The organism is Phytoactinopolyspora endophytica, assembly GCF_004138495.1.
GTDB lineage: Bacteria > Actinomycetota > Actinomycetes > Jiangellales > Jiangellaceae > Phytoactinopolyspora > Phytoactinopolyspora endophytica.
Window position 1 is genome coordinate 5,175 of sequence record NZ_ML142866.1, and the last position, 10,968, is coordinate 16,142.

At 68.7% G+C, this 10,968-nt stretch carries 9 protein-coding genes; 1 reads left to right on the plus strand and 8 read right to left on the minus strand.

Going from position 1 to position 10,968, the window contains the following annotated elements; translation table 11 throughout:
* Window positions 1-74: 74 nt before the first annotated feature.
* The gene (locus ELR45_RS35890) at window positions 75-1,580 is read right to left on the minus strand and encodes a hypothetical protein (protein WP_165368130.1); all 1,506 of its coding nucleotides are present in this window, start codon (window positions 1,578-1,580) and stop codon (window positions 75-77) included.
* Window positions 1,581-1,731: 151 nt separating this feature from the next.
* On the opposite strand from ELR45_RS35890, the gene ELR45_RS26985 reads away from it, so the two are divergent.
* A complete protein-coding gene (locus ELR45_RS26985) occupies window positions 1,732-3,324 on the plus strand; it encodes an alkaline phosphatase D family protein (protein WP_129669102.1) in 1,593 nt (530 codons plus the stop codon).
* A gap of 252 nt (window positions 3,325-3,576) precedes the next feature.
* Here ELR45_RS26985 and argH read toward each other — a convergent pair whose 3' ends face one another.
* The 7 genes from argH to ELR45_RS41550 form a co-directional block, all read right to left on the minus strand.
* A complete protein-coding gene (gene argH / locus ELR45_RS26990; RefSeq protein WP_205857348.1) occupies window positions 3,577-5,247 on the minus strand; it encodes an argininosuccinate lyase in 1,671 nt (556 codons plus the stop codon).
* A gap of 110 nt (window positions 5,248-5,357) precedes the next feature.
* Window positions 5,358-6,563: an argininosuccinate synthase gene (locus ELR45_RS26995; RefSeq protein ID WP_129669103.1), complete on the minus strand. Its 1,206-nt coding sequence runs from the start codon at window positions 6,561-6,563 to the stop codon at window positions 5,358-5,360.
* Between the two features lie 30 nt (window positions 6,564-6,593).
* On the minus strand, window positions 6,594-7,190 hold the full coding sequence (locus tag ELR45_RS27000; RefSeq protein WP_129669104.1) for an arginine repressor: 597 nt from the start codon (window positions 7,188-7,190) through the stop codon (window positions 6,594-6,596).
* 1 nt (window position 7,191) lies between these two features.
* The gene (gene argF / locus ELR45_RS27005; RefSeq protein ID WP_129669206.1) at window positions 7,192-8,133 is read right to left on the minus strand and encodes an ornithine carbamoyltransferase; all 942 of its coding nucleotides are present in this window, start codon (window positions 8,131-8,133) and stop codon (window positions 7,192-7,194) included.
* A gap of 127 nt (window positions 8,134-8,260) precedes the next feature.
* Window positions 8,261-9,595: an acetylornithine transaminase gene (locus tag ELR45_RS27010; protein WP_240760175.1), complete on the minus strand. Its 1,335-nt coding sequence runs from the start codon at window positions 9,593-9,595 to the stop codon at window positions 8,261-8,263.
* Window positions 9,592-10,410, minus strand: coding sequence for an acetylglutamate kinase (argB, locus tag ELR45_RS27015; RefSeq protein ID WP_129669208.1), 819 nt, complete (start codon window positions 10,408-10,410; stop codon window positions 9,592-9,594). Before argB ends, ELR45_RS27010 begins: the two co-directional genes overlap by 4 nt.
* A gap of 265 nt (window positions 10,411-10,675) precedes the next feature.
* Window positions 10,676-10,968 (minus strand): bifunctional ornithine acetyltransferase/N-acetylglutamate synthase (locus ELR45_RS41550; RefSeq protein WP_240760177.1); only part of this gene is annotated, 293 nt, incomplete at its 5' end.

The window sequence follows — 10,968 nt, forward strand, 5'->3', positions numbered from 1 at the left end:
TGACCGGGCGGTCGGCTCCGCGCCAGGCATGGTCGATGGCCGCAGGTAGGCGAGCGTCGTACGCATCGGTGCCGCTAGTGACCATCGATACCACTCCACAGGTCGTCGAAACCGTGGCACCGTTCCGGCCGGAACGCCAGCAGGGCAGGGCGGAGATGGTACGGGGGCAGCGCCAGGGTGTCCGGCCCCGGACCATCCGGGCTCTCCCAACGCTGCCGCCCGCGCGGCTCCAGGTCATGCCGGTAGGTCAGCCTGAGCCTCGTGGCCGGGAAGGCGACCAGCGGGTCTGTCCCGCTGGAGTCCGGCAGAAGGCGCCGAGACACCGACATGTCCGTGCCGACGCCGGGAACCGGGTACGGCTCGTCCCGTCCGTCGTGCAGGTAGATGTCGACCGAGCGGCGGCGCTTTCCCGACGGCGCGGCCGTCCCGGAGCTGCCACGCGCCACGACGGCTTGGACCCTGTCCCACGCAATGTCGGTGGAGACGGTCGCGCGTAGCCTCCATGGCCGCTTGCGGGTGACGGTCAGCCCGAGCGGCCCGACCTCGATACCGACACGAGCCGTGTACCTCGGCATGATCCATAGTGCGGCGGGTAGCGTGCCGCAGCAGAACAGGAACGGCGTCACGAGCAGTAGGGCGAGAAGCCCGGCCGGGACCGTGCTCCAGCCGAACGGGTTGTTCATCAGGTACCAGCAGCCCGCTATCGCCGCGATCTGGCCAAAGATGGTTCCGACGATCTGCCACGACGGGTGACGATAATCGAGCCGTACCGGAGCGCCGGGTCGCCGCAGCGTCTGGGGCGACGGGCGCGAGATGGCATCGGTGTCGACGCCCGCCACAGCTCGCCCGGCTCCGCTTCGACCCGTGGCGCCGGCCCGCGCGTCCGGAGGGGGCATGTACCACTGATCCACTCGGATGCCCGCGTAGAACAGGTCCGGCCGCACCGAGCCCACTGCCTCGGCGAGCTCTTGGACGTCCATAGCGGAACGGGGCATCAGACCTTGGATGCGCGCCCGATACGACGGGACGCGTACCCCTTCGATGTCGACATCGGGCTCATCGACACGCGTCACCGCTACGAACGGCGGCACACCGGGAACATCGCGGGTCAGATAGAGGTCGAGCAGCCGCTGTGCCGTTCGCGGGCTCTGATCAGAGCTGCCGTGCCCGGCATCCTCGGCACTGATGACCTGCACGTCCTCCCAGGCGATGCGGGCCTGCCGGCCCCGGAACCACCACCTCGGCCGTTCGACCGCCTCGAAGCCGGCCACGTCGACCACTACCGCGCGGGCCGCCAGCGCACGGGGAAGACGAACCAGAGCGACGACGAGGAGGGCCGCGACCACGGCGCCAGTAACCAGCGCGGAGATCGTCAGGGCACGAAACTCCGATTGCCACAGCACCGTCCACACGCCATTGCCCGGCTCGATTTCGTCCGCCGCCATGATGGACAGCGGCATCACGAACAGCAGGCACACGAACCCGGATGCCATGAGCCCGGGCAGGTAGTGCCACGGGTTCGGGCCGGCGTCGCGCAGGCGCACCGTCTGCGCCCGGCCCGGAGACGAGGAGGGGCGCACGGAGTTCTCTCCTTCTTCGGTGACGCGAACCGTCCGCACGCCGGGGACGCACACAGACGCTCGGCAGGATAACCCGTCGCCGTCGGAGAGGTTCATCTGCGCCCCATCCTCGCGACACCGGGATGTCGATTCCGGCCACCACTATGCGGTCATGGCTGATCTCAATCGACGCTCACTGCTCACCGGATCGCTCGCCCTCGGTACCGCCGCACTCGGCTCCGCGGCCATCGGTGCGTTCCCCGCCTCCGCCTCTACCACGTCCTCTCCCACATCCCGCCGCGGCGCCGCTGCCTTCGTGCGTTCCGGTCTGCCGTCGATTACTCACGGCGTGCAGTCCGGGGACGTCACGGCGACGACGGGCACCGTGTGGGCCAAGGTGGACCGCCCGGCACGCCTCGTCGTCGAGATCTCGCGTGACCCGTCGTTCCGGCATCCCCGCCGCATGCGCAGCGGACTGATCACCCCGGACACCGACCTGACCGGACGGATCGGTCTGCGAGGCCTGCCGCCCGGCACCGACCTGTTCTACCGCGTACGAGCGCAGGACCCGGACAGCTCCGCTACCGGTGAAGAGGTAAGCGGCCGGCTGCGCACCGCTCCCCGGAAGCGAGACGACGTCCGGTTCGTCTGGTCCGGTGACATCGCCGGGCAGGGCTGGGGAATCAACCCGGAATACGGCGGCTTCCGGATGGCCGACGTCATGCTGGACCTGGATCCCGATTTCTTCCTCTGCAGCGGCGACACCGTCTACGCGGACGGCCCGCTGGAGGAGACCGTGGAGCTGCCCGACGGTGGCGTGTGGCGCAACGTGGTGACGGACCCGAAGGCCGACGTCGCCGAGACACTCCACGAGTTCCGCGGCCAGTACGCGTACAACCTGATGGCCGACAACTGGCGCGAGTTCCTCTCCCGCACGCCGCAGATCAACCAGTGGGACGACCACGAGGTAGTCAACAACTGGTATCCCGGAGAGATCCTCGACGACGACCGCTACACCGAGAAGAGCGTCGATGTCCTCGCGGCGCGGGCACGGCAGGCGTTCTTCGAGTACGTTCCGATCTCCCCGACGCACACCGACGGCGAGGGCAGGGTGTACCGGCGGATCCAGTACGGCCCGCTGCTGGATGTCTTCGTACTCGACATGCGCACTTTCAAGGACCCGAACACCGACGGCACGGAGACCGTCCCCGATGGCGGCGTGCTGGGACACGAGCAGACCGAGTGGCTCAAGCGCGAACTCAAGCGGTCACGCGCGGTCTGGAAGGTCATCGCGGCCGACCTGCCGCTGGGGCTCGTCGTCCCGGACGGTGACGCGCTCGAGGGCATCGCCAACGGGCGGCCAGGTGCGCCGGCAGGTCGTGAGCTGGACATCGCTCCGGTGCTCTCCTTCCTCAAGAGCAACGGGATCCGCAACCACGTGTGGCTCACCGCTGACGTCCATTACACCGCCGCGCACCACTACTCCCCCGAACGTGCGGCGTTCACCGACTTCGACCCGTTCTGGGAGTTCGTCTCCGGCCCACTCAACGCCGGCGCGTTCGGCCCCAACGAGCTGGACCCGACGTTCGGACCAGAGGCGGTGTTCGTCGAGGCGCCGCCGAGGGCGAACACGTCCCCCGCGGAAGGCCACCAGTACGTCGGCGAGGTATCCATCGACGGCGAGACCGCGGATCTGACGGTGCGGCTGATCGGCGTCGACGGCTCGGTCCGATGGGAGACCACGCTGCAGCCGCACAAGCGCTGACCAACCGCCGACACTCATTCCACCGTCCCGAAGACAGCGCAGCGGTGCTGATCAGATGCGAGTTTGAGGCGTCATAGCGCCCCAAACTCGCATCTGATCAAGGTTCCCCGCGGCCTAGCTCGGACTCCGTTCTGGTGCCCTGGGATAGGGGTCTGGAGGCTAAAGCCCAGCCGGGCCACAGACCAACCGAGCCAAAGCGCACACGCAAGTCAATGCCTCCAGACCCCTACCCCAGGGCACCAGAACCGGCACTCAGGCCGTCGTGGCCTTGTCCGTCCAGGCCCGCGCTTTGGTGACCTCGGTGCGCGCGGTAGCGAGCTGCTCCCGCACCCGGTCCGGGGCCGTTCCGCCCTTAGCCGATCGGGATGCGAGCGCGCCCGGGACGGACAGCACGTCGCGCACCTGCGGCGTCAGGTGCGGCGAGACGGCCACCAGGTCGTCGTCGGTGAGATCCCACAGCTCGATGCTGCGCTTCTCGCACAGCTGCACGCAGCTGCCGGCGATCTCGTGCGCCTCCCGGAACGGCACTCCCTGCCGCACCAGCCACTCGGCGATGTCCGTCGCCAGCGAGAAACCTTGCGGAGCCAGCTCCTCCAGGCGTTCGGTGTTGAAGCGCAATGTGGCCACCATGCCGGCGAACGCCGGCAGCAGCACCGTCAGCGAGTCGACCGAGTCGAACACCGGTTCCTTGTCTTCTTGCAGGTCACGGTTGTACGCGAGAGGCAGAGCCTTCAGCGTCGTCATCAGGCCGGAGAGGTTCCCGACCAGACGCCCCGCCTTACCCCGGGCAAGCTCGGCCACGTCGGGGTTCTTCTTCTGCGGCATGATCGACGAGCCGGTGGCCCACGCGTCGTCGAGTTCCACGAAGGAGAACTCCTTGGTGGCCCACAGGATGATCTCCTCGGCCAGCCGGGACACGTCGACACCGATCATGGCGAGCACGAACGCCGCCTCGGCGGCGAAATCCCGGGACGCGGTGCCGTCGATCGAGTTCTCCACGGAGCCCGAGAAGCCCAGCTCGCGGGCGACGTACTCCGGGTCCAGCCCCAGCGACGAGCCGGCGAGCGCCCCTGATCCATACGGTGAGGCGTCCGCGCGACGGTCCCAGTCGCGCAACCGGTCCACATCCCGCAGCAGCGCCCACGCGTGGACCAGCAGGTGATGTGAGAGGAGCACCGGCTGTGCGTGTTGCAGATGCGTCCGGCCGGGCATCGCCACCCCGAGGTGGTTACCGGCGTGCGCGACCAGCGCCTCGACGACGTCGAGAACCTGCCCGGCCACGACGCGCGCCGCGTCGCGCAGATACATCCGGAGCATGGTGGCGATCTGGTCATTGCGGGAACGCCCCGCGCGCAGCTTGCCGCCGAGTTCGGGACCCACCCGCTCGATCAGTCCCCGCTCCAGCGCCGTGTGGACGTCCTCGTCGTCGACCGCAGGTGTGAAGGCCCCGGCCGCGACGTCGGCAGCCAGCCGGTCCAGGCCGTCTGTCATTCCTGCGAGCTCATCGTCGGTGAGCAGACCCGCCCGGTTCAGCACGTTGGCGTGTGCTTTCGAGCCGGCGATGTCCTGCGGAGCGAGCCGCCAGTCGAACTGCGTGGACTTGGACAGGGCCGCGAGTGCTTCCGCGGGACCGCCGCCGAATCGACCGCCCCACAGGCCCGCCGGTGCTGTCCCGCTCCCGTGTGCGGGCGCGCCGGTCTGCTCGGGCGTGCCGTTCTGCTCGGGCGCGCCGGTCTGCTCATCCGCCGGCCTCGCCGTGCGCTCATCGCGGTGCGCCGGTGCCTCGTCGCCTTCGTCCGCTTTCGACGTCTCGGAGCCGGCCGGCGCGTCCTTCTCATCGTCGTGTGTCGCGGCCTTGCCACCCTTCGGCCCGCCCGGTTTGGGGAACAGATCTCCAGGTGTGGGGATAGCGGACTCGGGCATGTGTCTCTCCATCTGTTCAAGGGCGACGTCGGCGTCCTACTGTCTCATGATCACCGGCGACCGGCTGTGCGTCTCAGCAGACACATCGCCGATGCTCATGGACGCTTGACTCAGGTGTTCTTCTGGTTCCGGACCGCCGCCAGCTTCGTCGACATGCCGAACAACTCGATGAAGCCCTTGGCGTTCGACTGGTCGAAGGTGTCGCCCGTGTCGTATGTAGCGAGGCCGAAATCATACAGGCTCTGACCTGAACGCCGGCCGGTCACCACGGCCCGGCCACCATGCAGCGTCATCCGCACCTCACCCGAGACGTAGCTGTTCGCTTCGTCGACGAAACCGTCCAGCGCATCCTTCAGCGGCGACGACCAGAGCCCGTCGTACACCAGCTCGCCCCACCGCTGGTCGACGGTCCGCTTGAACCGGGCCAGCTCGCGCTCGACGGTGACGTTCTCCAGCTCCTGGTGTGCGGTGATCAGCGCGATCGCACCGGGCGCCTCGTAGACCTCGCGGCTCTTGATGCCCACCAGCCGGTCCTCCACCATGTCCAGCCGGCCGACGCCCTGGGCACCGGCGCGCTGGTTCAGGATCTCGATCGCCTGCAGCATGGTCACCGTCTCACCGTCGATCGCCACCGGGCGGCCGGCATCGAAGGTGATCACGACCTCGTCCGGGTCACGTTGCCCGGCCGGGTCCTGGGTGTAGCTGTAGATGTCCTCGATCGGCGGGTTCCAGATGTCCTCCAGGAAGCCGGTCTCGATCGCCCGGCCCCACACGTTCTGGTCGATCGAGTACGGGTTCTTCTTGGTGGTCTCGATCGGGAGGTTGTTCTTCTCGGCATACTCGATCGCCTTGTCCCTGGTCAACGCCAGGTCCCGCACCGGAGCGATGCATTTCAGCTCGGGCGCCAGAGAGGTGATCCCGACCTCGAACCGGACCTGATCGTTGCCCTTACCGGTGCAGCCATGCGCGACCGTGCTGGCGCCGTGCTGCTGTGCAGCCTTCACCAGGTGTTTGACGATGACGGGCCGGGACAGCGCGGAGACCAGTGGATAGCGGTCCATGTAGAGCGCGTTCGCCTTCAGCGCGGGCAGGCAGTACTCGTCGGCGAACTCGTCGCGTGCATCGGCGACGTACGCCTCGACGGCGCCGCACTCCAGCGCCCGCTTGCGGATGGTGTCAAGGTCTTCGCCGCCTTGACCGACGTCGACCGCGACGGCGACGACCTCGGAGCCGGTTGCTTCGGCGATCCACCCGATTGCCACTGAGGTGTCGAGTCCTCCGGAGTACGCGAGGACGATCTTCTCGGACGTGGACATGGTGTAGGACTCCTTAGGTATTCGATTCAGTCAGTGTTCGGGATGGGCCGGGCCGGCAGCCGCCGCAGCCGGCGGTGTCGTCGTCACACCCTGAGCGGCGCCGTTGTCCTGAGCGGCACCGTTGTCCGGTGTGCCCCCTTCGGCAAGAGTCAGGAACCACCCGGCGATGCGTTCTCCCCCTGCGGGATCGGCGCTGATCACCAGTACGGTGTCGTCCCCTGCGATGGTGCCCAGCAGCTCGGGCCGGGCGGCATGGTCGATGGCCGACGCCAGATACTGCGCGGCACCGGGCGGCGTGCGAAGGACGACGAGGTTGGCCGAGCTGCGAGCCGAGACCAGGATCTCCTCGCAGACCCGGATCAGCCGGGCGTCGATGGCTCCTTCCTCCGCCGCCCGTGGTGTGGGATCGCCGCCCTCACCGGGCAGAGCGTAGACCAGCCCGCCCTGGGAGTGCCGGATCTTCACCGCGCCCAGCTCGTCGAGATCACGCGACAGAGTGCCCTGCGTCACCTCGATCCCGCTCTCCGCCAACCGCTCGGCAAGCTCGGTCTGCGAACGGATCGGGCGCTGGGCCAGGATCTCGGCGATCCGCCCGTGCCGTGCCGCCCGCGTCGTCGGTTGCGCCATCTCACCTCCCCGCCGAGCCCGGTCGGGACTTCTCCAGCAGCCAGGTCAGCAACGCCTTCTGGGCATGCAACCGGTTCTCCGCCTCGTCCCAGACCGCACTGGCCGGGCCGTCCATGACGTCGGCGGCGATCTCCTTGCCGCGGTACGCCGGCAGGCAGTGCAGCACCATCGCCTCAGGCGCGGCCGCGTCCAGCGCCTTCGAGGTCAGCGCATACGGCACGAACGGGGCCTCACGGTCCGCGGATTCGCCTTCCTGACCCATCGAGACCCAGGTGTCCGTCGCCAGCACGTCGGCACCGGTGAACGCGTCGATCGGGTTGACGACGTGCGCGACCGAGCCTCCCGTCCGCTCGGCGAGCGCAGCCGCCCTCGTCAGCACCGCCGCATCCGGCGCGTAGCCGTCCGGCGCCGCGACCCGCACGTGCATGCCGGCGTTGGCCCCGGCCAGCAGGTACGAATGGGCCATGTTGTTCGCGCCGTCGCCCGCGTAGGTCAAGGTCAGGCCCGCCAGCGTGCCCTTGCGTTCACGCACGGTCTGCAGATCGGCAAGGAGCTGGCACGGGTGGTAGAGGTCGGTCAGCGCGTTCACCACCGGAATCGACGACGCGGCGGCCATGGCGGCCAGCCGGTTCTGCTCGAACGTCCGCCAGACGATCGCTGCGCATTGACGGTCGAGCACGCGCGCGGTGTCCTCGATCGGCTCGCCCCGGCCCATCTGCGACGTCTGCGCGTCGATCACCAGCGGGTAACCGCCCAGCTCGGCGATACCGACGCTGAACGACACCCGGGTCCGGGTCGAGTGCTTGTCGAAGATGACCGCGACCGCCTGCGGCCCATCCAGGGGACGGCGTGCGAACCGGTCCGCCTTGACCTCGTCAGCAAGGTCGAGGACCTCGGTGAGCTCGCCGGGGTCCAGATCGTCGTCGGCGAGAAAATGCCTGATCGTCACGTCGCCTCCTCCTTACCGTTGTCAACCGTCACTTCGTGGCCTCCAGTAACGGATAGAGCCGGAAACTGTGGGTCATGCGTTACGTGAAGCCACGAAGCACACCCCGAGCGAGACTCGGGCGTCATCCGTCGGCTTCCTCTGCAGTCGCGTGCACGGCGTCGAGCACCTTCGGCAGCGCAGCCAGGAACTCCTCCGCCTGTGCCGTGCTCAGTACGAGTGGCGGGGCCAGCCGGATGGTGCCGGCGTTGACCGGGTTGACGATGATCCCCGCATCCAATGCGGCGGCGGCCACCTGCGGCGCGACCTCGCGGGTCAGGCCGATGCCGAGCAGCAACCCGCGGCCACGCACCCGATCGACCAACGGATGTTCGAGCGCGTGCACGCCATCCGCCAGATGCCGGCCTACCGTTCGCACGTTGTCCAGGAGGTTGTCGCGCTCGATCGCGTGCAGCACTGCGAGCCCGGCCACCGCCGCCACCGGGTTTCCGCCGAACGTCGTCCCATGCGACCCCGGACCCAGCAGGTCCGCTGCCTCGCCGAGGCCGATGCACGCGCCGATGGGGATGCCGCCGCCGAGGCCCTTGGCGACGGTCACCACGTCCGGCACGACGCCGTCGGCGGAGTGCGCGAACCAGTGCCCGACGCGCCCGATGCCGGTCTGCACCTCGTCGATGATCAGCAACGCACCGTGTTCCTGAGTGACCTGCCGTGCCGCGGCGAGGTACCCGTCGGGCGCGGGCACGACGCCCGCTTCGCCTTGCACCGGTTCCAGGACGACGGCCGCCGTCTCGTCGTCGACCGCTGCGCGCAGCGCGTCGACATCGGCGAACGGCACGTGCACGACGCCACCCGGCAACGGCTCGAACGGCTCCCTGATCGACGCCTTGCCGGTCATGGCGAGAGCGCCCATCGTCCGCCCATGGAAGCCACCGTCCGCGGCCACCACCTTGGTGCGGCCGGTACGGCGAGCGATCTTGAATGCGGCTTCGTTCGCCTCCGTCCCGGAGTTGGTGAAGAACACCCGGCCGGTGCCTGGGCCCGTCCCACGACCTGCGGCGTCGGAGACATCATCCGCCGGCCGCGCTGTCGATGCCGGCCCGGCCACGTCAGGCCTCAGAAGCTCGAGCAGGCGCTCGGCCAGCGCGATCTGCGGCGGCGACGCGAAGAAGTTCGACACGTGTCCGAGTGTGGCAAGCTGCGAGGTGACGGCGGACACCAGCAATGGGTGCGCGTGACCGAGCGCGTTGACCGCGAGCCCGCCGAGCATGTCCAGGTAACGGCGGCCGTCGGCGTCCCAGACGTAGCAGCCCTCGCCGCGGACCAGGACCCGCTGCGGGCGCCCGAACGTGTTCATGAGGGCGTCGCCGTAGCGGTCCAGCCATGCGTCGGATGCGAGCGCGGTCCCACCGGTCAGCTGGGTCAGTTCATCGTTGTGGCTCATGTCGGTGCGGCTCATGACGGCACCACCATCGTTCCTACCCCTTCGTCCGTGAATACCTCGAGGAGGAGCGAGTTCGGCAGCCGCCCGTCGATGACGGTCGCCTCCGGTACCCCGCCGTCGACGGCACGCAAGCACGCACGCATCTTCGGCACCATGCCCGCGTCGAGGCTCGGGACCAGGTCGGCGAGCTCGGCCGCGGAGATCTCCTTCACGATGTCGGTGCTGCTCGGCCAGTCCCGGTAAAGCCCTTCGACGTCGGTGAGGACGACGAGCTTCTCGGCGTTCAGCTCGACGGCGAGTGCGGCGGCCGCGGTGTCGGCATTGACGTTGTGCACCACGCCGTCCGCGTCGGGCGCCACCGACGAGACGACCGGGATCCGGCCCGCGTCGATCAGGTCCAGGACGGCGTCCGCGTTGACCTCGGCGACGTCGCCGACCAGCCCGATGTCCACTTCCTCGCCGTCGACGATGGCGGACTGCCGCTCCGCGGTGAACAACCCCGCGTCCTCGCCGGAGAGCCCGACGGCGAACGGGCCGTGCGCATTGATGAGCCCGACCAGCTCCCGACCGACCTGACCGACCAGGACCATCCGGACGACGTCCATCGCCTCCGGGGTGGTGACCCGTAGGCCGCCACGGAACTCGCTGGCGATGTCGAGCTTCTTCAACATCTTCGAGATCTGCGGGCCGCCGCCGTGCACCACGACGGGCTTGAGGCCGGCGAGCCGGAGGAAGACGATGTCGTCGGCGAAGGCGCGCTTGAGTTTGTCGTCGATCATCGCGTTGCCGCCGTACTTGACGACGACGATCTTGCCGTGGAACCGCTTCATCCACGGCAGCGCCTCGACCAGCACCCCGGCCTTCGCCAGTGCCTCATGCTGTTCGGTCACCACGCGCTCCCCGCCTCCGCCACCAAGAGTTCCTCTGTGACCACGTTGCGTCCTGCAATCCGAGCGTCCAGGGCCACACTCCGCAGGACGCTACGCCGCGTTGCGTCCTGCACACCGAGCGCTCTAGGCCACGCTCCGCAGGACACCAGGAGCACGTTGGGTGCCGACGGGTGAACGGCCGTGTGGAGGTCGAGTTCGATGCCGCTCATGTGGAGTACGCCGAGTTCTCGTGGACGTAGTCGTGTGTGAGGTCGCTGGTGAGGACCGTCGCTGTCTCCCCGCCCGCGCCCAGGGCGACCTCGACGACGACGTGCCGGTTCGACATGTCGACGTTCTCCGCCGGGTCACCGACCTTGGTGCCGCCGGACCGGCACACGGTGACGCCATTGATGGCGATGTCGATCTGGTCGGGCTCGAATACCGCGTCCGTGGTCCCGACGGCGGCCAAGACCCGGCCCCAGTTCGGGTCGTTGCCGAACACCGCCGCCTTGAACAGGT

What these genes read in the sequence shown, in the direction of transcription:
- ELR45_RS27010 (WP_240760175.1), bottom strand. Translation starts at nt 9,595, where the DNA reads ATGAGCCGCACCGACATGAGCCACAACGATGAACTGACCCAGCTGACC.
- argB (WP_129669208.1), bottom strand. Translation starts at nt 10,410, where the DNA reads ATGAAGCGGTTCCACGGCAAGATCGTCGTCGTCAAGTACGGCGGCAAC.
- ELR45_RS27000 (WP_129669104.1), bottom strand. Translation starts at nt 7,190, where the DNA reads ATGGCGCAACCGACGACGCGGGCGGCACGGCACGGGCGGATCGCCGAG.
- argH (WP_205857348.1), bottom strand. Translation starts at nt 5,247, where the DNA reads ATGCCCGAGTCCGCTATCCCCACACCTGGAGATCTGTTCCCCAAACCG.
- ELR45_RS26995 (WP_129669103.1), bottom strand. Translation starts at nt 6,563, where the DNA reads ATGTCCACGTCCGAGAAGATCGTCCTCGCGTACTCCGGAGGACTCGAC.
- ELR45_RS26985 (WP_129669102.1), top strand. Translation starts at nt 1,732, where the DNA reads ATGGCTGATCTCAATCGACGCTCACTGCTCACCGGATCGCTCGCCCTC.